The following is a 21,448-nucleotide window of genomic DNA, read 5'->3' on the forward strand; positions in this document are numbered from 1 at the left end:
AATATGGCACAAGGAATTATCCCATTTTTCGCCTGCTCCCCGAGAAAAGTTTACCTGCGCTGGGGCCAAATCGGCGCTTGACCTTGGCGTTAATCCCGTATAATTTGCCGCCTTGTGGTTGTTTTTTGTGCAAGGTGAATAAGTGTCAGTAGTATGTCCTGCCCGTAGGCAGTTGTTGATGGGTCTTGGTGGCGCGGCAATGGTTTCTATGCTTCCTTCAAAAGCGATGGCGAGTCGGTCTACCAAAGGTAGTCGATACCTGAGTTTTTATAATCGCCATACAGGGGAGCGTGGTGATGGGACTTATTGGAAAGACGGTCATTATCAGAGTAGCACTCTGTCTCAGTTCAGCCATCTGCTTAGGGATCATAGGCAGAACCTGGCGGCTCCCATGGATAAACGTCTGTTCGATCTTCTGTTCAATTTGCAGCAGACGTTGTCGATTTCTGAAGAGATCCACGTGATTTCAGGTTATCGTTCGCCTAAAACCAACGCCATGTTGGCCGGTAAGAGTAGCGGTGTAGCCAAGAAGAGTTACCATATGCGGGGTATGGCGATGGATATCGCGATCCCCGGTGTTAAACTTCAGACTTTGCGTGAGGCTGCCCTGTCATTAAAACTAGGGGGAGTCGGTTATTATCCGAAGTCGGGATTTGTCCACATTGACTGCGGGCCGGTGCGCAGTTGGTAGGTTTTTCTACCATAGAAAGATCGGTTTCTGCCCTGCGGATAAAGCTCTGTTCGCGGGGTTTTCTGTCTTCCAGCAGTGCCATCAACTCGCTGAATTGGAATCTGAGACGTAACAGTTCGCGAGTTTGTTGCCAGTCGGCGACCAAGGTGTTGAGTCTGTCATAAAAAAGGGCATCTGAGCTCAATTGCTCGATAAGATCCGGACAACTGCAGGCACGCATCAGGTGTAACAGATGGCCGCTTTTCTGCTGATTACAGGCGAGAAACTCCAATAAAATCAGGTCGAGCTTCTCTTGTTGAAAGGGAGCATGTTCGATCAGGTAATGGAGTTCCGCGGCTAGTTTATAGCACAGGCTATCATCCCGTATCAGTTGCTGCAGATTGGCGTTCATCGGCCTGCTTCATGTAATAAAACCAGATTACTGAAAGCAGGGTAGCAGCAGCTGGATGGAAAAATTGTGATCTCGATCAGGGTAAAACTTCTGCTAAGCAATGGCTTTTCGTAATGATTACAGATGTTACAGATGAGCAACAGCAGGATAGTGGGGAAGTAGGTTTTGCTTTTACCTTTAAAGGCCAAATCAACTTGTTTGTTTTGTTGTCTTTGTGCTAGTATTCGCCCGCTTTATATGAAGGCAGCTATTGGTCGAAAATAGTTGCCAGTTATTGACTATTTAAAGAGTATTATTATGTCTTACACTATTCCAGCACAAACCCGCACTGAGATTGGGAAAGGTTCGAGCCGCCGCCTGCGTCGTGACGGGAAAGTTCCAGGTGTTATCTATGGCGCCGGCAAAGAAGCCGTTGCTATCGTGTTTGAACACAAAGATATCATCAACATCCAAACCAACGAAGACTTCTATACCAGCGATCTGACTATAGTTCTGGACGGTAAAGAAGTTAAAGTACGTGCCCAGGCTATGCAGCGTCACGTATTCAAGCCAATGATTGAGCACGTAGACTTCGTTTACGCTTAATCGATAATTGGATGTTGAAAAAGCGCCCTGAGGGCGCTTTTTTTATGTCTGTATTCTAACTTTTAAGTCAGAATCGCATGTTTATGTCCGGTAAGTCGCCGCGGCCTGCAAGGTTGGTATCTGCTGCCGAGAGGTGTTTACCGCTTAAAGATCAAAGCTGTAGTAGATATCCAGAGACTGGCCCAGAGTGCCGGATACACTTTCCAGATAGAGCTGCGACAACAGATAGTAACGGACTGTCATCTCATAGCCTGGGTTGAATACACCGACACCGTATTTGATCATTAGATCTTTGCCTATATAGCCACTGATGGCAACTTTACCATCATCATTGGTATCCAACTGCACATTGGAGAAACCAAACATCTCCACCAGCCCAGCAGCTGTGTCACCCAAGGTAGAAATGGCGCCACCATCAACCTGGGAGCTCAGCGACAGCGCGGCGCCCATCATCAGTGAGTTGTTCTGTTCGTTTCCTGCACCAAAACCTTTCCCCTGAACGATATAGGAAATGATCTCCGCCTGCTCCTTGGCCGGGTTGGAGAATAGGGTCACTATTGGCTTTTTGGGGGTACCCGTGATCCGTACCCCGGCGGTAATATCTTCATCGCGGATCTCCCGAATGGCTTCGATATTGAGGTTGGGGATCTGCATAGGCCCTACAAACTGTACCGCACCTGTGGCAATTTTCAGCGTCTGACCCATGAATTTATAGCTGCCGTTAACCACCTTGATATCACCAAAGAGTTGCGGCGGCTTTTGGGGCGCTTGTTGCATGCGCAAGGTACCCACCAACATCCCTTTGAGACCCATACCATCGATAGCCAGCTTATCACCGACATCTATGTTCAAATTGGCACTCAGGGCCATTGGCGATGCTTTGACTTCCTGCTCCGAAATGGAGTCACTGAACACCACATCGGATGATACGCTCACTCCGCCGGCTGGCAGTTGCACCACCTTGATGTTGCCGGAAGGTACCTTTATCTCGCCCGAGATATCGAGCGCGTCCGGGCTGAAATGCAGTTGAATATCCGGACTGATATTGACAATGGCCAGCGGCGGTTGAATAACGCCGAGTTCTTGTCCCTTGAGCTGGATATCGCCACTGAATTGACCCTGTGGCCAGCGCAACTGACCACTGAGATTGGCTTGGCCGCTGCCCATCATCCATTGGCCCTGGAGCTCGGCGGTTTGGCCGACAAAAGCCAGGTCCAGGGAGATTTGCTCCAGTTTAGTCGGGTTGGCTGTGCTAGCCAGGGCACCTTCACGCAGACTGAGCTGGCCGCTGAGTTCGGGGTTGTTGAGGCTGCCAGCCAATGTTAAGTTGGCTGCGAGTAAACCCTCAATGGTTTCGAGCTGCGGCATAAACTGACCAAGCAGTTGCAGGTTGACCTGGTCAATATTGACGTAACCACTGAGGCTTCTATCCGGAGTTACCTTGATATCCAACTGGCTTTCCCAGCGGGCTAGAGCATCGGAATTGAACAGAATATGGCTTCTCAGTGCATCATCGTCCAAGGTGGCCTTGAGTGTAAGTGCCTGATAGTCGATGCTGGCGCTGGCTTGCTGTTTGCGTTTAAGGCTTACCGTTCCGGGGGCCAGCTGGAAGTTGAGCTGGCCCTGTGGACGCGCGCCGGGTTTCCAGGCGACGGCGGCATCCATCGAGGCATCGCCCTGCCAAGTGAAGCGCTCGGGTAACAGCTTGGCCAGCAGTTGCCCAGGTTGCCCTTGATAGTGCAACTTGGCTTCCCCCTTGTCGGTCAGGCTGACATTATCGGTCAGGCTGACATTATCGGTCAGGCAGAGTCGGCTGGATGGATGGCTTAAACAAAAGGCGCTGAGCTCGCCTCGGCTTTGCTTGAGATCCCAGTCCAGTGACGCAGTTTGTTCAAGTTGCCAGAGTCCCAGAACGGATCCCAAGTTGAATTTGCTAAGTTCTATGTTGGCCTTTTGTTTGGTGAGATCCAGTTTACTGTGGATGGCAGTATCCAGTTGCAAATCGCCCCGGGTTTCCAGTCCCAGTTTCTGTCGCTGTTCATTGCCCTTGGCCCTGAGAGTGATGCCATCAAGATGAATTCCTGCGCCGTCAAACTCACCTGTTTTCAGCGACAAGGCAAACTCATGCAGATCCAGTGGTGCATAGAGCGCCTTGAGTTGGCTGCCACTGAGGTTGAGATCGCCAAATCTGATGCTCTGGGTCTGGGCCCTTAGCTGTACCTGTGGGTGTTTGGCATCTCCCACCACTTGGATATCGGCAGTTAACGAACCAAACGCATCGGGATGCCAGAGATTGAAATCGGGCACGTCCAATGTGGCACTGAGATCCCATTGCTCTTTGGCGCTGCCGGAAAGGTCCAGGCGGGTATTGAGTGCCCGCAGCGATAATCCCTGGCTGCTGAGCTCAAGCGAATCATCTATCTCCAGATCGCCAGTCAGTTCAAAGGGCAGGCGGTCCAATAAGCCATGAAGTTGAGCCTGTTTGAGACTCACTCGCCATTTGCCGTCCTGCCAACTGCCACGAGTGGCAAGCTGGCCGCTAATATCGCTGGATGGGATCACCGGCGTATCTTCAGCCTGACTTTCATCAGATTTGCTTTCGTCAGCTTGGCTTTGTGCACTGACTGCTTCGCTGTCGCTGGTGTTATTATTTTGGGTGATTTGGCTATTTGCTTCTTTTTCTTTGGCAGCTTCCTTCGCTGTCGGCAGAGTTATCGCGCCGCTGTTGAAATGTGAAAGTTCGAGCTTTGCATCCCAGGCTATGGCTTGGGCATAATCCAGCGTCCCCAGAAGCATTACTTTACCGGCACTGCTGTCACCGCTGAACTCTTCAATCTTGAGTCTTTGGCCTCGATGTACCAGGCGGGTATTGAGGTTTAGTTCGGGGTAGAAGGGGGTACTTAGTTGTGTAACCAGGCTGGCGGTTTGTTGCTTGAGGTCGCCGCGACTTTCCAGCTCTAGTCCGTTGACACTGTACTGAGCAAGGTCAAAGGGCCAGTGCAGTTCTCCTTCTGAGATATTCAGTGAATAGGGCAGTTCCGGTTTGGTGAGGTTGACACTGGCATTGAGCGCCAGGCTCTGCTTGCCACTGAGTTTGGCCTTAAGCTGCAAGTCGCTGAAATCACCTTTGAGGGTGAGATCCAGCTGTTGCTGCTCGAGTCCCGGTAGTTCAGGTAAACGCTGTAACTCCAGTTGCGCCGTCAGTGCCATGGGCCAGTGCTTATCCAGAGTCAGTTCACCTTCCAGCGACAGACTGGCATCAGTGTGTTTGGCATAAAGCTCGTTGACTCGCAGCTCGGCGTCTATGTAGCTGGCGCTGAGACGCAGCTCCTGGAAGTTGTCATCTCTACCCATAATTTGCAGACGCGAGTTCAGCAATTCGGCATGTTTTAAATAGATGGGGAAAGGCATGGCAACCTTTGGCATGTTCGCCAGCACCCATTGTTCAGTCTCGGTTTTTTGCGCCGCTTTTTGTTGCTTAGCCGCGGCGGCTGATTTGTCTTTGTCTGCCGCTTGCGCTTCTGGCGAATTTGACTCCGGGAGCAGCACGCTGAGCCCGCGGCTCTCAAGCTGGATGACTTGTAATCCACTTTCCTGCCAATTGGCTGCGGTATTCAATGCCGCAGCATCAAAGTGCATCTCATCAACCCGCACTTGAATATCCGTGAGGCTTGCTTGTTTCAGGCTGATGCCAAAGGGCAGTATCAGCTCTTCCGAGCTTGGCGTTTCTTCCTCTGCCTCTGAATCTGAGGCTAAGGCCTGGGTGTCTATGTTGACCCGGGTTGTTGTTAACTCCAGGGTGTCGACACATAACTGTTTTTGCAAAAGGCAGGCCGGTTGCCAGGCAAGGGTCAAGGCATCCGCACCGACACTGATACCATCCATCTGCCAATGAAGCTGTTTGAGTTGCAGCTCCCGGTTCAGGGTGCCGGAAGCATATTCCAGCTCCAGATCCGGCACCAGAGCACTGGCAATAAATATTGCCAGATGGCTACCGGGCGCCGTGCCCAGCAAGAGTGCCAATAGCACCAGCAAGCCGAGCGGAATGTACAAGAGGGTACGGGTAGACCACTTCAGCCACTTGAGCCAACGGGGAGACGGTTTCTTTGCCATTTGTTTGTTGCTTGAGTTGGGTTCCTGTTGCATCGGGGGTTGGCTCATAATTCTGTCCCCATGGTAAGGTGAATACGCCAGGGTCTGTCTTCGGCATCGGATTCGTGCAAGCCAAAGCCCACATCCAGTTTGATGGGACCTATGGGGGATATCCAGTGAATACCACCACCTACAGAAACCACAGGATCAAATTGATTGACATCAAAGGCGTTACCTGCGTCGACAAAGGTGCCCACGCGCCAGCTTGGGGTCAGGTAATATTGATACTCCAGGCTGCCGACTGCCAGGTAGCGGCCACCGACAACTTCCCGAGACAGGCCGCCTTTGTCATTGGTGTAATCCAGGTGGGGGCCGAGCTCTTGGTAGCTGTAACCACGAATACTCTGATCGCCACCGGCAAAATAACGCAATGAGGGAGGAATGATGGCCAGATCGCCTTCGGCTGCCAGGTTGACCCCGAGATCGAGCCGGGAGACAAATCTGTGCTTGTCAAAGAAAGTCTCAATCCATTTGAACTTGGCCTGCATCCGGGTCAGGCGAACATCTGAACCCAGCGAAGGATCGGCATATTCAATGCTATAAAGTTGCCTGAAACCCGACTTGGGGTCCAGGCTATTGTCGCCGCGGCTGGTCTTCGATAGCGTGGTGCCAAACAACAGGAATTGTGGGTCATAATCAACGCCTGACTGGGTATAGCTTTCCTGGATTGCCTCCAGCGAGTAATTGAGAAGCCAACCGTTATTGAGCCGCTTGCTGCGGCCAACTCCGAAAAGCTTCTTGGTCGATTCCAACTGACCTGTGTTGCTAAAGTCCCTATCCTCTGGCACATAGTCTTGGGTCACACCGTATTTGTCCCTCAGCAGGCCGACACGGATCTTGAGCTGGTCATCCAAAGGGTGAGTCAGGGGGATGGTATAAGTCGAGAGGAATTTGGGTCTGTCTCTCGACCATTCTATGCTGGTTTCCTGAGAGTGGCCGTAACTGTTGAGCTGCGGAGTACGCCAGGTCACTCTGACTCTGGGATCCAGATTACTGTCTGTACTGGAGCCGATATCGGCACCCAGACCCAGTTCTATAGAATGATCCGGTCTTGGGCTCAGTTCGACCCGCACAGGTATGCTGTCTTCAGTCAACTTGTCAATTTGAGGTAACACTTTGATATTGGAAAAATAGCCGGTATCCAATAATTCTTGATTAAGCTGTGTGACTTTGCGGGTACTGTAGGGGGCGCCGGGTTGGAATGGCACCAAATCTTCGAGCAATTGCGGCTGCAGGCTGTGGCCCTCAAAGCTCACCTCGCCAAACTGGTAACGCTTGCCCGAGTCAAAATACAGGTTGAGTTGTGCCAGATTGAGATCGCGATTCACTCGGATCTCCGATTTCTGATAATGGCCGTCAAAATAGCCGCGAGCCAGCGCCAGCGATATTAGTTGCGATTTTATCTGTTCATAATCGCCGTGGTTGAGGGGATCGCCTGGTTTGATCTTGATCTGGCTGAGCCAGCGATTGATCCAGGGGTCGTTGAGCACTTCACCTTCGAGGCGGATATCGACCCATTGCAAACGGGTGACTTCTCCTGGGGTAATTGTAAGCTTGAGCTCCCACGGCCCTTGTTCGTTTTCCTTGATTTCCTGTTCCAGCCTGCCATGGTAATAGCCCATGGATTCCAGCGCGGCCTCGACACTGTCGCTGACATTAAACAGATAGGCACGGCGTTGCACCTTGGATTCAGGAAAGTTACCCAAGTGTGCGCGGATATTTTTCTCAAGCTCGCCCGATACCCCTTCGATGCGGAGATTAAGCAGAGGATCATCGGCGCCATTTGCCCGGGGGCTGGCCAGCATGATCGACGCAAAACTCAGGATATATGCGGGAAAGCGACTGTTTTTGGTCAAGGAAATCAGAACTTTTGTTTAGCGTTACATTATTGCTATTGTCGCCTCAGATCTCGGCTCAGGCAAGTAACAGATTGCCATCCCGACCTAAAATGGTTACAAAGACAGCAGTCGTTAATATGGAAGCAATACAATGAAAACAAAAATAAAAAATCTAAGTCTGAGCCTGGGACTCCTGCTGGGAGGTATGATGTCGGTTCAGGCTGCAGAGGTGCCGTTTGCAATTGCCATTCACGGCGGCGCCGGCACCATATCCAAGGCGGCTTTGACTGAAGAGCAGCAAAAAGCCTACCGTGACAAACTTACCGAAGCCGTCAATGCCGGTTATAAGGTGTTGGATAAGGGCGGCGCCAGCATGGAAGCGGTGCAGGCCGCCATCAGAGTGCTGGAAGACAGCCCTTTATTCAATGCCGGTATTGGCGCCGTGTATACCTTTGATGGCAGTCATGAACTGGATGCCTCCATCATGGATGGCAAGAGTATGAATGCCGGTGCCGTTGCCGGGGTTAAACATATACTTCATCCAATCGATCTCGCCAGAGCCGTGATGGACAAGTCAGAACATGTGATGCTCTCGGGAGCGGGCGCCGAGGAGTTCGCCTTGACGATGGGAATGGAGCTGGTGCCCGGCAACCGTTTTGACAGCAAGGCGCGCTATCAACAGCTTCTCGATGCCAAGGCCAAAATCAACGCCGCCGAAGCCAATAAAGACTTTCAGGCGCGCCTGAGTCCTCTGGATCTCGATTATAAGTTCGGCACCGTCGGCGCAGTGGCATTGGACAAGCAGGGCAATCTGGCGGCAGGGACCTCGACTGGTGGCATGACAGCCAAACGTTATGGCCGTATCGGTGATTCACCTGTGATAGGTGCCGGCACTTATGCCGAGAATGGGGTCTGCGCCGTTTCGGCGACCGGTCACGGTGAGTACTTTATCCGTTTCCATGTGGCCGGTGATATCTGTGCCAGGGCCAAGTACCAGCAAAAATCGATTCTGCAGGCCGCCGATGAAGTGATCAATCAGCGGCTGATCTCTGCCGGCGGCAGTGGCGGGGTGATAGCCATAGACCAAAGAGGCAATGTGGCAACGCCGTTCAATACCGAAGGCATGTACCGTGCCTGGCGCAAGAGCAATCAAGCGGCGGAAGTGATGATCTGGCGAGATAACTAAGGAAGGTGTGAGCAAGTCCCATCTGTGCACCGCATCGGCTTACAGGCCTGGAAGCAAGGCGTGGTTCGCAGTAAATGGCCCAAGTCCTGTGCAAGAAGCATAAAATTTTGGATTGAGGCAATCGCTGTTGGCTTTAACCCCAAGGGCAAAATATTGGCTACACTGAACAATGAAGCCGTTTTGAACTTGGGGAAAGCTATGGATTCAATAAAAATACGTGATCATATGGACCGTCAGCCAGTGCTGTTGAAGGCGGATATGTCGATAGCCACTGCGGTGGAAAAACTGCTTGAGGCCAATAAGGGCGGGGCGCCCGTGGTGGATGCAGCAGGAAGCCTGGTGGGTTTTTTGTCACAGCAAGACTGCATGGCCGCCATGCTCAAGAGCAGTTATCACTGCGATCTGACCGCCGTGGTGCGCGACTGCATGCGCGCCGATGTCCTTTGGGTCAGGCCGGATGACAGCATGTTGCAGTTGGCCGAGCAGATGCTGGGGCAGAAACCGAAAATATACCCTGTGCTGGAAGATGGTAAGGTGGTGGGCACCATCAACCGTACCAATGTGCTCAAGGCCATGAACAGCTATATGCAGCAGTGTTATTTGACCCCGGCCTGACAACTGCGCTTGATTTGACTGAAATTTGGGCGTTATCAGTCAGTAAGCATACCCAAGACGGCGTATCCTTGTTAGGATCGCCGTTTTTGATCCCCAATGGACACAGGTTTTGAACGCTAAGCTGCACCCTATCTCCCGCGAATATCTGGATCTCTGCTTTCAGGCCGATGCGGCGCGCATTCGCCGCAGCCTGTTCCGCTTGAAAAAAAGCCCCGACTCAGAAGCCAAACAGCAAAAACTCGCCGAGCTCAGTGAAGCTGCGGTGCAGGCTTATGAAAGGGCGCAGCAAAGGCTGGCAGACAGACCTGTCATCGAGTATCCGGATGAGCTGCCGGTGTCACAAAAGCGCGATGAAATCGCCTCGGCCATCATCAATCATCAGGTGGTGATAGTGGCCGGTGAAACCGGCTCGGGCAAGACCACTCAGCTGCCCAAAATCTGTCTCGACTTGGGGCTTGGCAGCCGTGGTCTGATTGGCCACACTCAGCCCAGGCGCCTGGCGGCCCGCAGCGTGGCCAGCCGGGTTGCCGATGAACTCAAGACAGAGCTGGGTCAGGCGGTGGGTTTTAAGGTTCGTTTTGCCGATGCGGTTTCCCAGGACTCCTATATCAAGCTGATGACAGACGGTATCCTGCTGGCAGAACTGGCATCGGATAAATGGCTCAGTCAGTATGATTGCCTCATCATAGACGAGGCCCATGAGCGTAGTCTCAACATCGACTTTATTCTGGGTTATCTGAAGCAAATTTTGCAAAAGCGCCCGGATCTCAAGTTGATCATCACCTCGGCCACCATAGATGTGGAGCGCTTTTCCAAGCATTTTGACAATGCGCCCGTGGTGGAAGTGTCCGGCCGCACTTATCCGGTGGAAACCCGCTATCGCCCCCTGTTGCAGGATGACGACGCCGACTTGGATCTGATGGACGGCATCTTTGCCGCCGTCGATGAGCTCTGTCGCGAAGGCCCGGGGGACATTCTGATTTTCATGAACGGCGAGCGCGAAATCCGCGATACCGCCGAGCAGTTGAAAAAGCGTAACCTGCGCGATACCGAGATCTTGCCGCTTTATGCCCGTTTGTCATACGGCGAGCAGTCCAAGGTATTCAAGCCGCATCCAGGGCGGCGTATTGTACTGGCCACCAACGTGGCCGAAACCTCGCTGACTGTGCCCGGGATCCGCTATGTTATCGACCCGGGTACTGCCAGGATAAGCCGCTACAGCTATCGCACCAAGGTGCAGCGTTTGCCGATTGAGCCCATCTCCCAGGCCAGTGCCAATCAACGCCAGGGACGTTGCGGCCGGGTTGGGCCGGGGATCTGTATTCGCCTCTATGACGAGCAGGACTTTATCAATCGGCCTGAGTTTACCGATCCTGAAATTCTGCGCACCAACCTGGCATCCGTGATCCTGCAGATGCTGGCCATAGGCCTGGGTGACATTGAGGGTTTCCCCTTCATTCAGCCACCGGATCCGCGCCATATCCGCGACGGCTTCCTGCTGCTCGAAGAGTTGCAGGCGGTGAGCAAACACAAAGGGGCGCTGAAACTGACCCCGCTCGGGCGCGATCTGGCGAAGATCCCGGTCGATCCCCGCCTGGCCCGCATGGTGCTTGAAGCCAATAAGCTGGGTTGTCTGCATGAAGTGATGGTGATTGTCGCCGGGTTATCGATTCAGGATCCCCGTGAGCGGCCACATGAGAAGAAACAGGCCGCTGATGAGGCCCACCGCCGTTTTGCCGATAAAGATTCCGACTTTGTTGCCTGGCTCAATCTGTGGCAGTACCTCAAAGAGCAACAGAAGAGCCTGTCATCCAGTCAGTTCCGCAAGCAGGTGAAGGCCGAGTATCTGGCCTATTTGCGTATTCGCGAATGGCAGGATCTCTATGCCCAGCTGCGTCAGAGTGTGCACGACCTCAAGTGGCGCCTCAACAGTCAGGCCGCCGAATATGAGCCACTGCACCAGGCGCTGCTCTCGGGGCTGCTGAGCCATATCGGCTTCAAGGATAAAGACAACGAGTATCTGGGGGCCCGCAACCGACGTTTCTTTGTGTTTCCCGGCTCACCGCTGGCCAAGAAGGGCCCCAAGTGGATTATGGCGGCCGAGCTTACCGAAACATCACGCCTGTTCGCCCGTACCTGCGCCCGCATAGACCCTGTATGGCTCGAGTCTCTGGCGGCGCATCTGGTCAAGAAGCAGCACAATGAGCCCCATTTTGAAGCCAAACAGGGCAGTGTGATCGCCCTGGAAAATCAGGTGCTCTATGGCCTCACCATAGTTAACCGCCGCCGGGTACAATTTGGCCCGCTGGAGCCGGTTAAGGCTCGGGAAATCTTTATTCGCTCGGCTCTGGCCGAGGGTGAGCTGCGCTGCAATGAAGCCTTCTTCAAGGCCAACCAGGCGTTGCTTGAAGAGGTGGAAGATCTCGAACACAAATCGCGGCGGCGCGACATTCTGGTGGATACCGATACCTTGTTCGCCTTCTACGATGAGCGCATTCCACAAGGGATATACAACCAGCCCAAATTCAACACCTGGTGGAAACAGGCCAGGAGAAAGACCCCTGAGCTGCTCAATTTCAGCCGCGAACTCTTGATGCAAAGGGATGACACCCATGTATCGGCATTGGACTTCCCCGACAGCTGGCAGCAGGGCAACCTCAGCCTCAAGCTGAGTTATCATTTTGAACCGGCGGCCGAGGATGATGGCGTCTCTGTGCTTATTCCGGTGGCGCTGCTCAATCAGTTGGATGAAATCGATTTTGACTGGCAGGTGCCGGGGCTCAGGGAAGAGAAGTGTGTTGCCCTGATCAAGTCCTTGCCCAAACCGCTGCGGCGCAATTTTGTGCCGGCGCCGGACTATGCCCGCGCCTGTGTGCAGGCGATGGAACCTTTTGCCCAGCCTTTGTTGCCCTCCCTGTGCAAACAGCTGCTGAGAATGAGTGGCACCCGTGTCAATCCGGAGGATTTCGATCTCAACGCCATTGCCGACCATCTGAAGATGAACTTCAAGGTGGAAGACGATAAGGGCAAACTCCTGGCTCAGAGCCGGGATCTCGACAGCCTCAAGGCATCATTGCAGGGACAGGTGAACCAAGCGATACGCAAGGTTGCAGACAAGGGCATAGAGCAAAACGCCCTGACCGAATGGAGCTTTGGCGACCTGCCGAAAGAATATCAAAGCCGCAAAGGCAGCTATGAGGTGAAGGCGTTCCCCGCCTTGGTGGATGCCGGTGATACAGTTTCCATCAAATTATTTGATGATGAACAACAGGCGCTTTCCCACCACAGACAAGGGCTGAGAAAGCTGCTGCTTATCAATATTCCATCGCCGGTGAAACATCTACAGCAGGCCTTGCCCAACAAGGCCAAACTGGCGATGTATTTCAATCCGTTCGGCCAGGTGCAAATACTGATAGATGACATTATTGCCGCGGCAATTCAGCAGCTTTTGGATGAGCAGCAGTTGGATATCCGAAGCGCCGATGACTTTGCCAAAGCCAAGGAGATTGTCAGGGCCGAACTCAATGAAACCGCAGCGGTTATCGCTCTCAAGGTAGAGCAGATTTTGACCTTGCACCAGAAGATCCGTAAGCGTCTCAAGGGCAAAATCAGCCTGGATATCGCTTTTGCCATGAGTGATATTCAAAGCCAATTAGATGCCCTGGTGTTCAAGGGATTTGTTGAAGTTTCCGGTTGGCGCCGTCTTGGGGATCTGATCCGCTATCTCAAGGCGATTGAGCTGCGCCTGGACAAGCTGCCGGTGGATCCCAACCGTGACCGTTTGCACCTGCACAGCATTCACAACGCCGAAAAAGAGTTCAAGGCCGCGCTTGCCAAGGTGCCACGCAGCCAGGCGGTACCGGAGGCGCTGGCCGAGGTGCGCTGGATGCTGGAAGAGTACAGGGTCAGCTGTTTTGCCCAGAGTCTGGGCACTGCTTATCCGATATCGGAAAAGCGCATCCTTAACCAGTTGCAGCAGTTTTAACTTAAAATCCAACTGACAGCCGCGTTTGGCTCCTAAAGTGGACGTGATAAAAACCAGGCAGGCCCAGAGCACAGCCAGAACACACAGTGCCTGCTGGTGCCCTCCTGGTACGCGGTCATATTTCCCACGGTGGCTATTGTCGAACGCCGCTTATTCCCCAATCAAAATTACATGTTTTGATTAAGGCTTGGCTCTTATTCCGGCTATTGTTCTCCTTGCCTTCAATAGCCGAAGTTTGCAGCCTTGGACCAATGTTTTTTCACTTCAGTCTCGATAAAGGCTTGCTTCTCCTCGGTCAGTTTCTCCAGCTCCACGCCTATGGCTGCCTGCGCCTTGGCCTTGGTGCTGTAGTCCGGATAATCGACTCGGGTGACGCCAAGGTCGGCATTCAGCTTGCTCAATATTTCTCTGGCAGCGCGGATCTGCTCTAAGCCTTTGTCCAGCAGGGCTTCACCCTCTTTGGCGTTGTGAGCGTGAATACCGTGTGATGACATGGCAAAGTCCCAGCGCCACTGTGCATGTCGTATCCCCATGATGGCATACCCTATCTGTTGCCACTGGGTACCGGCCTTCCAGGCGGCGCCGGCTTCATAGTGGGCCTTGATAAGTAATTCCTGTAACTGTTGCGCCTTGGTCTCCAGTAGCGCTTTATTGTCGGCAATCAGCTGGGTAATTTGCTGTTGGCTCTGGTGACAACTGCTGCAATTGGCCGCTTCAAAGTCCGGCAGATGGTTGGTTATCTTGTGGTTGGTGAAAGATTTGCCGTCGGCGCTGGTTTCCTGGGTCATATGACAGGTGACACAACTGATACCAGCCTTGGCGTGGGCGCTGCGATTCCAGTGCTCAAACTCGGGATGGCGCGCCTTCACCAGCGGCGTTCTCGATACCGGGTGCACCCACTCGAAAAACTGCCGGGCATCATAATACTTTTCTATCTCATCGGCGCTGTTGCCGAAGATCCAGGGGATATTGACCTTGTCCTGACGCTCAGGCTGGAAGTAGTAAGTGACATGGCACTGGCCGCAAACCTGTGATTGCTGCATCGACTGATTTTGTTCACCAAAGGGTTTGTGCACTTTTGCCATGGCGTCCTGGGCATGAGGTCTTGGCAGTGCCAGTTCAGTTGAGCCCTGGGTATGGCAATCAGAGCAGTACACAGGGTTCTGGATTTCCGGACCCAGCTCGGCAAAGTTCTTGGCCGAGAAGCCTTCGACGCCCAGCTCTTTCATCAGCCTGGGTGCATCCGGTGTCTTGCAGGTCCAACAGCTGGCCGACAGTCCTCTTTCACCAGCCTTGGGGCTAACACCACTGCGTAGGCTGTGGCTGACATCGGCGACGGCAAAGTGATGCCCTCTGGGGCTATGGTACTCCTTGGCATAAGCCGAGCCTGCCCAGAGGATGATGCTGGCGGGGTTTTTCTCAAGCATATCTTCCCGCTGTTGCTCCTCTGAGGTTTGCGCCCAGGTCTGATATTGCAGGCTTGATGTTTTGTCTGCTGCGACAACGGAAAATGACAGACTCAGACCTAGCACAATGAGTAGTGTAGTAGGGTGGGTAAAGGGGTTCACTAAAGGCTCTCCTAGATTGGGACGACGCACAAACAGGCGTTTGAAGTTTGGTCCCTGAAAACAAAAAAGACACAAATAAAATGCATGATAATGCTAAGGAGCTCTGTTAGTCGTTGCAACCGCAAGATATTGTTTTTACTGAATTCTGTGACCTGAAACAGGATTCAGTTTCTCCTTTTATAGCCGTTTTATCGCTTTAAAGCCCGCCCAGCCTGGGCACTACTCCCTAAGGGATATTTTACTTATTTCGTTGGTTTTTTGACCGTTCTTTATTGGCGAAATGGCCACTTCTTTGCTGTATTTCATGTAAGCCTGAATAGCTAAAAACGGAAAATGTCGAAATTACAATCGATTGAGGCGGTTGAAATGGGTGATATCCGTCTTTTGGCGGCTATTTTTATGATCCAGATCAACGGCATCAGGTGTTTACCAACTTGGGGGTATACAGTTTGTTAACACTTTGGCTTTATGATCAAAACCGAAAACAAGTTGCATTTAAAAGGTGGCTTTAATCTGCCGGGCTTGGCGGCCGTTGCCCTGAAACAGCACAGCAGCAAGCCATCTTCATAGCGCCTAGGGAGGAGCCATGAGTGAGACACCGAATACTGATGAAAAACGTCTGGAGCTGAAGATATTTATCTTCCTGACGGTTTTTTTGGCGCCGCTATTGTCGGTTTTGCTGGTCAGCGGTCTGGGCTTTGCCATCTGGTTCAGCCAAATCTTAACCGGCCCACCGGGAGCCGGTTAACGCCAGCTTAACGAGAGTCCTTAAAACAGGGGAACGAGATGAGTAGGGAATTGCATGTCAGCAGCCTGATCCTTCAGGTGATGCCATCCAAGATGGCCGGCGTTCGTCAGCAAATTCTGTCGTTCGGCAATGCCGAGCTATCGGTTAACGATGAAAGCAAGCTGGTTGTGGTGCTGGAAGGCCCGACCGAACAGGCGATCCTCGCCACCATGGACAGAATCAATGCCCTCAAGGGCGTGATCTCCACCGCTATGGTGTATCACCAGTGTGAACAGCTCGAAGAGGAAGAGCAATGAAAATGAACAGACGCGAATTCATGAAGGCCAATGCCGCCATGGCGGCAGCCGGGGTCGCCGGATTGGCTTTACCTGCCACAGCCAGCAACCTGATCACCAGTTCAGAGCACACCCAGTTAAATTGGAACAAGGCGCCGTGCCGCTTTTGCGGTACAGGCTGCTCTGTGATGGTGGCCACCCGCGAAGGCCGGGTTGTGGCGACCCATGGCGATGCCAACAGTGAGGTCAACCGCGGCCTCAACTGCATTAAAGGCTACTTCCTGTCGAAGATCATGTATGGCCATGACCGGCTGCAGACTCCCATGCTGCGGATGACAGATGGCAAATACGACAAGCACGGTGAATTTACCCCTATCAGTTGGGATCAGGCCTTTGACATCATGGCCGAGAAGTGGAAGCACACCATCAAGACCAAAGGGCCGACGGCGGTGGGCATGTTTGGTTCAGGTCAGTGGACGGTTTGGGAAGGTTATGCCGCTTCCAAGCTGATGAAGGCGGGTTTCGGCTCCAACAATATCGATCCCAACGCCCGTCATTGTATGGCTTCAGCCGTGGGCGGCTTTATGCGTACCTTTGGCATGGACGAGCCCATGGGTTGCTACAACGATATTGAAGCTGCCGATGCCTTTGTGCTTTGGGGCTCCAACATGGCCGAGATGCACCCAATCCTCTGGAGCCGGGTCACAGACAGACGCCTCAGCGCGCCCCATGTAAAAGTCTCTGTGATGTCTACCTTCGAGCACAGAAGCTTTGATTTGGCCGACTTGCCGATTGTCTTCACGCCGCAAACCGATCTGGCCATTCTCAACTATGTCGCCAACTACATCATCAGCAATGACAAGGTTAATTGGGACTTCGTCAACAAGCATGTGAACTTCCGCAGAGGCACAACCGATATCGGCTATGGCCTGCGGCCCTCACATCCGTTGCAGCAAAAAGCCAAGAACGTGGCCACCGCCGGTGAATCGACCCCGATGGACTTTGAGCAGTTCAAGACCTTTGTCGCCGATTACAGCCTGGAGAAGGTCAGCAAGCTCTCGGGCGTACCCGAGCATAAATTGCTGGAGCTGGCGAAACTCTACGCCGATCCCGAGGTGAAGGTGACCTCCTTCTGGACCATGGGCTTTAACCAGCATACTCGCGGGGTTTGGTGTAACAACCTTATCTACAATATCCATTTGCTGACCGGCAAAATAGCTACCCCGGGCAACAGTCCGTTTTCACTCACAGGTCAACCTTCAGCCTGCGGTACTGCGCGGGAAGTGGGCACCTTCTCCCATCGCTTGCCGGCGGATCTGGTGGTGAATAATCCAGAGCACCGCAAGATTGCCGAGACCATCTGGAAAATCCCTTCCGGGATCATTCCGCCCAAGCCAGGCTACCATGCGGTAGAGCAGAACCGGCGATTGAAAGATGGCGATCTCAACTGCTACTGGGTGCAGGTAAACAACAATATGCAGGCCGGCCCCAATATCAACGAAGAGGGCTTGCCCGGATACCGTAACCCGGAAAACTTTATTGTGGTGTCCGATGCTTACCCAACGGTTACCACCCAGGCCGCGGATCTCATTCTTCCCACCGCCATGTGGGTGGAGAAAGAGGGCGCTTATGGTAACGCCGAGCGCCGCACCCAGTTCTGGCACCAGTTGGTGACAGCGCCCGGACAGTCGCGCTCGGATCTCTGGCAGTTGCTGGAGTTCTCCAAGCGCTTTACCACAGACGAAGTCTGGTCCGAGGCTGTATTGGCGGCCAATCCCGAATACAAGGGCAAGACCCTGTATGAAGTGCTGTATCAGAACGGCAATGTTGACAAGTTCCCTCTCAGTGAAAGCGATAACAAGTATCTGAACGACGAAGCCAAGCACTTTGGTTTCTATGTGCAAAAAGGGCTTTTTGAAGAATATGCCACCTTTGGCCGTGGTCACGGTCATGACTTGGCTCCCTTTGAAATGTACCACCAGGCTCATGGTTTGCGCTGGCCTGTGGTTGACGGCAAAGAAACCCTCTGGCGCTACCGTGAGGGCTCGGATCCTTACGTTAAACCCGGCAAAGGCTTTGAGTTTTACGGCAAAAAAGACGGCAAGGCGGTTATCTTCGCGCTGCCATACGAGCCGGCGGCAGAATCCCCGGATGCCGAATATGATCTTTGGCTCTCCACCGGGCGGGTGCTGGAGCATTGGCACTCAGGCTCCATGACCCAGAGGGTACCCGAGCTCTATCGCGCCTTCCCGGATGCCGTGTGCTTTATGCATCCGGATGATGCCAAGAAACGCGGCCTGCGCCGAGGTGATGAGGTCAAGGTGGTGTCCCGCCGCGGCGAGATACTGACCCGGGTGGAAACCCGCGGCCGCAACAAGCCGCCGGTGGGTTTGGTGTTTGTCCCCTGGTTCGATGCCAGTCAGTTGATCAACAAGGTGACTCTGGATGCCACGGATCCGCTGTCCAAGCAGACTGATTTCAAGAAGTGTGCCGTGAAAGTGATGAAGGCCTGAGGAGGATAAGAAGATGAAATCGAATCATACCCTGTTGGCCTTTGCCGCACTGCTGACTGCGCTGTCCGTCAATGCCGCCGGCATTCCCGAGGATAAGGTGGCGACTTTGCGTCAGGCGCCGCTCAATAGCCAGCCGACGCCACCTGTGATGCAGAAGGTGAGAAATACAGATATCAAACAGACCCGTAACTACCCGATGCAGCCGCCGGTTATACCGCACAAGATAGACGGCTACCAGCTGGATCTTAAGGTCAACAAGTGCATGTCCTGTCATGCCCGCAGCCGCACCGGTGAATCGCAGGCGCCTATGGTGAGCGTGACTCACTATATGGACAGAGACAACAACTTCCTGGCCGAGCTGTCACCCAGACGATATTTCTGTACCCAGTGCCATGTGCCGCAACTGGACGCCAGATTGATGGTGGAGAATGACTTTGTCGATATGGATCACTTGCTCAAGTCCGGGGCTGAGAACCCATCCAGCCATTAGGAGTCGCTATGTTTGAGAAACTGAAACAGATATGGCGGGTGCTGAACCGGCCCAGTGTTCACTTCAGTCTGGGTTTTCTGACCCTGGGTGGCTTTGTCGCCGGGATCATCTTCTGGGGTGGTTTCAACACTGCCCTGGAAGCCACCAACCAGGAGGCCTTTTGTATCGGTTGCCACGAGATGGAGAACAACGTCTATCAGGAGCTGAAGACCACCATACATTTCACGAACCGCAGCGGGGTGCGGGCGACCTGTCCGGACTGTCATGTTCCCCATAATTGGACCGACAAGATAGCCCGTAAGATGCAGGCTTCCAAGGAGGTGTGGGGCAAGGTGTTTGGCACCATCAATACCCGGGAGAAGTTTGAGTCCAAGCGGCGCGAACTGGCTGAGCATGAGTGGGCCAGACTCAAGGCCAACGACTCGCTGGAGTGTCGAAACTGCCATAACTTCCAGTATATGGACTTCACTCGTCAGTCACAGCGGGCGGCCAATATGCACTCCACCTCGCTGGCAAGCGGTGAGAAGACCTGTATCGACTGCCACAAGGGGATAGCCCACCACCTGCCGGATATGCAGGGAGTGGAAGGCTTCTGAGCCCAAAGCTCTGGGCATAGCCTGTTGCTTCATGAAAAAGCGCGCCGAACTTTCCCGGCGCGCTTTTTTATCTGTTAAATCACCAGTAAAAATCCACGATTAAGCAACGCGTTATTGGCAGTTTTCCTGTTGCCGACTCAGGAGTTTAAGCTCCACTTGATTGCCGTCGGGATCGTAAATATAGATAGAGCGGCTATAACCCCGGGCGCCGTATTTTTCCGAAAAGCCTTCATGGTGCACGCCGTGTTGCTCCAGGTGTTGCAGCACTGAGGCTTCATCCTTGGCGGCAATATTAAGGCAGAAGTGCGCCATATTGAGGCCTAAAGGTTGATCGCTTCTTGGCACCAGATCGATAAGGGCGCTGCCGAATCTCAGTTGCAGCAGGCTAGGGGAGTCGAGCCGCCGCTCGAAACGAGCCCCCAGCACTTGGGTGTAGAATGCTTGGCTGGTTTCGAGACTGCTGCAGATCAACACCAGATGATCTATATCTATCGCACTGAACATAAGTTCTCCTGCATGCCGTCACACCTATTTTCAGCTTAGCAGGATAAAAAACACCCGCGCGAGTGGCGGGTGTGGTTTTGCTTCGGTCCGGTTGGTGCTTCGGTCCGGTTGGTGCTTGGCTCAGGACGGGTGCTTTACTTGAGCGGAACGCTCAGCTGGCGTCTTATGTTACTCACCAGCCACTCGCTGACATCATGGCCATTGTTGCTGAGCATCTTGGGGAACATGGAGATGGGCGTCATGCCCGGGAAGGTATTGATCTCATTGAGCAGTATCTCGCCTTCATCGGTAAGGAAGAAGTCGATACGCGACAGGTGGGACAGCTTCATGCCCTTAAAGGCACGAATGGCATAATCGCGTATGGTATCGATTTGCGCTTGGCTCAGTTCGGCCTCGACCTTGGTCACCGCCTTGCTCTTGGCATCATACTTCTCATCGAAGCTGTAGAAGGTGTTGTTGGCGCAGATGATTTCACCCGGCACTGTGGCTATCACTTCACCCTGGTATTCATATACGGCCACTTCCAGCTCCCTGGCTTTGATGGTCTTTTCCACCACCACGTAGGGGGAGTAACTAAAGGCCTGCTCCAGCACCGAGGGGATATCATCGCCGTTGTCCACCCGGTAACAGCCGACGGATGACCCCTGGGATGCCGCCTTGATAAACAGTGAGCCCCATTCATTCAAGGCCTCACGGCAGCGGCAGTTGGCCGCTTCACCTGCTTCACTGAGAAATAGATAAGGGGTATTGGGGATGCCGAGCGCACTGAACCACATCTTGGCCGTGACCTTGTTGAAACAGTTGCTGCTGGGTTCGGAGCCGCAACCGAAATAGGGCAGGTTGATCAGATTGAAATAGGACTGAATATCGCCGGTCTCGCCCGGATAGCCGTGAATGCAAGGGATCACATAGTCCACCGGCCAGCTGGGCTCGGCCTCATCGAAGCGCACTTCACGGCGATTGGTCAGCTCGCAAACCTGGCCCTGCTTGGTGTGGTAGTGGCCGGCGGCGTCCAGCTCCAACCTGAGCACTTCCATGTCGGGAATATTTGCCAGGCAGCTTTCGATATAGTCAGCCGACATCAAAGAGATACTGTGCTCGGCGGCCCCGCCGCCACAGAGTAACAAGATATGGGTTTTGCTCATGAATTCTCCTGACTGAGCGGCCTGATAAATAACCTTGGCCGATATTATGCCTGCTTAGACAGGCCTTGAGTATAACGGCAGCTGACGCAGGCTCTCATCTGGTTATTTTGCCGCCAGAGCGAAGCGGGGCCGTATGGCATCTGGCCCGGTTGCTGTTTTCGTTATA

16 protein-coding genes are annotated in these 21,448 nt (G+C 53.3%); 10 read left to right on the forward strand and 6 right to left on the reverse strand.

Going from position 1 to position 21,448, the window contains the following annotated elements:
• Positions 1 to 142 precede the first annotated feature (142 nt).
• A complete protein-coding gene (locus tag AYI96_RS07400; RefSeq protein WP_082014233.1) occupies positions 143 to 691 on the forward strand; it encodes a DUF882 domain-containing protein in 549 nt (182 codons plus the stop codon).
• Here AYI96_RS07400 and AYI96_RS20295 read toward each other — a convergent pair.
• Positions 579 to 1,082 (reverse strand): hypothetical protein, encoded by a 504-nt coding sequence (locus AYI96_RS20295; protein ID WP_039033278.1) that lies wholly within the window; start codon positions 1,080 to 1,082, stop codon positions 579 to 581. The genes AYI96_RS07400 and AYI96_RS20295 overlap by 113 nt on opposite strands.
• Positions 1,083 to 1,379: 297 nt before the next feature.
• Between AYI96_RS20295 and rplY the strand changes: the two genes are divergently transcribed.
• Positions 1,380 to 1,667, forward strand: coding sequence for a 50S ribosomal protein L25 (gene rplY, locus AYI96_RS07405; protein WP_039033277.1), 288 nt, complete (start codon positions 1,380 to 1,382; stop codon positions 1,665 to 1,667).
• Positions 1,668 to 1,811: 144 nt separating this feature from the next.
• Here rplY and AYI96_RS07410 read toward each other — a convergent pair whose 3' ends face one another.
• On the reverse strand, positions 1,812 to 5,780 hold the full coding sequence (locus tag AYI96_RS07410) for a translocation/assembly module TamB domain-containing protein (protein ID WP_186300037.1): 3,969 nt from the start codon (positions 5,778 to 5,780) through the stop codon (positions 1,812 to 1,814).
• A 44-nt stretch (positions 5,781 to 5,824) separates the two neighbouring features.
• Positions 5,825 to 7,624, reverse strand: coding sequence for an autotransporter assembly complex protein TamA (locus AYI96_RS07415; RefSeq protein ID WP_144361318.1), 1,800 nt, complete (start codon positions 7,622 to 7,624; stop codon positions 5,825 to 5,827).
• A 184-nt stretch (positions 7,625 to 7,808) separates the two neighbouring features.
• Between AYI96_RS07415 and AYI96_RS07420 the strand changes: the two genes are divergently transcribed.
• The 3 genes from AYI96_RS07420 to hrpA all read left to right on the forward strand — a co-directional run bounded on the left by AYI96_RS07420 (position 7,809) and on the right by hrpA (position 13,443).
• Complete coding sequence (locus AYI96_RS07420; protein ID WP_144361319.1) at positions 7,809 to 8,843, forward strand: isoaspartyl peptidase/L-asparaginase family protein; 1,035 nt, start codon at positions 7,809 to 7,811, stop codon at positions 8,841 to 8,843.
• A 198-nt stretch (positions 8,844 to 9,041) separates the two neighbouring features.
• A complete protein-coding gene (locus tag AYI96_RS07425) occupies positions 9,042 to 9,458 on the forward strand; it encodes a CBS domain-containing protein (protein ID WP_039033326.1) in 417 nt (138 codons plus the stop codon).
• 109 nt (positions 9,459 to 9,567) lie between these two features.
• Positions 9,568 to 13,443, forward strand: coding sequence for an ATP-dependent RNA helicase HrpA (gene hrpA / locus AYI96_RS07430; RefSeq protein ID WP_144361320.1), 3,876 nt, complete (start codon positions 9,568 to 9,570; stop codon positions 13,441 to 13,443).
• 221 nt (positions 13,444 to 13,664) lie between these two features.
• On the opposite strand, the gene AYI96_RS07435 is transcribed toward hrpA, so the two are convergent.
• Positions 13,665 to 15,011: an ammonia-forming cytochrome c nitrite reductase subunit c552 gene (locus AYI96_RS07435; RefSeq protein ID WP_144361321.1), complete on the reverse strand. Its 1,347-nt coding sequence runs from the start codon at positions 15,009 to 15,011 to the stop codon at positions 13,665 to 13,667.
• A 586-nt stretch (positions 15,012 to 15,597) separates the two neighbouring features.
• Between AYI96_RS07435 and AYI96_RS07440 the strand changes: the two genes are divergently transcribed.
• The 5 genes from AYI96_RS07440 to AYI96_RS07460 are packed head-to-tail and all read left to right on the forward strand — an operon-like array spanning position 15,598 to position 19,633.
• Positions 15,598 to 15,759 carry a nitrate reductase gene (locus AYI96_RS07440; protein ID WP_039033272.1) on the forward strand — a complete coding sequence of 54 codons (162 nt, stop codon included), beginning with the start codon at positions 15,598 to 15,600 and terminating at the stop codon, positions 15,757 to 15,759.
• Between the two features lie 38 nt (positions 15,760 to 15,797).
• Entirely contained in the window at positions 15,798 to 16,055 is a 258-nt protein-coding gene (locus tag AYI96_RS07445; RefSeq protein WP_039033271.1) for a chaperone NapD, read from the forward strand.
• A 2-nt stretch (positions 16,056 to 16,057) separates the two neighbouring features.
• Entirely contained in the window at positions 16,058 to 18,547 is a 2,490-nt protein-coding gene (gene napA, locus AYI96_RS07450) for a nitrate reductase catalytic subunit NapA (protein ID WP_071476126.1), read from the forward strand.
• Between the two features lie 13 nt (positions 18,548 to 18,560).
• Positions 18,561 to 19,037 carry a nitrate reductase cytochrome c-type subunit gene (locus tag AYI96_RS07455; protein ID WP_062793459.1) on the forward strand — a complete coding sequence of 159 codons (477 nt, stop codon included), beginning with the start codon at positions 18,561 to 18,563 and terminating at the stop codon, positions 19,035 to 19,037.
• A gap of 8 nt (positions 19,038 to 19,045) precedes the next feature.
• The gene (locus AYI96_RS07460; RefSeq protein ID WP_025009645.1) at positions 19,046 to 19,633 is read left to right on the forward strand and encodes a cytochrome c3 family protein; all 588 of its coding nucleotides are present in this window, start codon (positions 19,046 to 19,048) and stop codon (positions 19,631 to 19,633) included.
• Between the two features lie 111 nt (positions 19,634 to 19,744).
• Here AYI96_RS07460 and AYI96_RS07465 read toward each other — a convergent pair whose 3' ends face one another.
• Together AYI96_RS07465 and AYI96_RS07470 are read right to left on the reverse strand one after the other, a co-directional pair.
• The gene (locus AYI96_RS07465) at positions 19,745 to 20,137 is read right to left on the reverse strand and encodes a VOC family protein (RefSeq protein WP_144361322.1); all 393 of its coding nucleotides are present in this window, start codon (positions 20,135 to 20,137) and stop codon (positions 19,745 to 19,747) included.
• 134 nt (positions 20,138 to 20,271) lie between these two features.
• Complete coding sequence (locus AYI96_RS07470) at positions 20,272 to 21,282, reverse strand: D-alanine--D-alanine ligase (protein ID WP_144361323.1); 1,011 nt, start codon at positions 21,280 to 21,282, stop codon at positions 20,272 to 20,274.
• Positions 21,283 to 21,448: the final 166 nt, after the last annotated feature.

Origin of the sequence: Shewanella sp. MSW (assembly GCF_007636515.1) — a bacterium.
GTDB lineage: Bacteria > Pseudomonadota > Gammaproteobacteria > Enterobacterales > Shewanellaceae > Shewanella > Shewanella indica.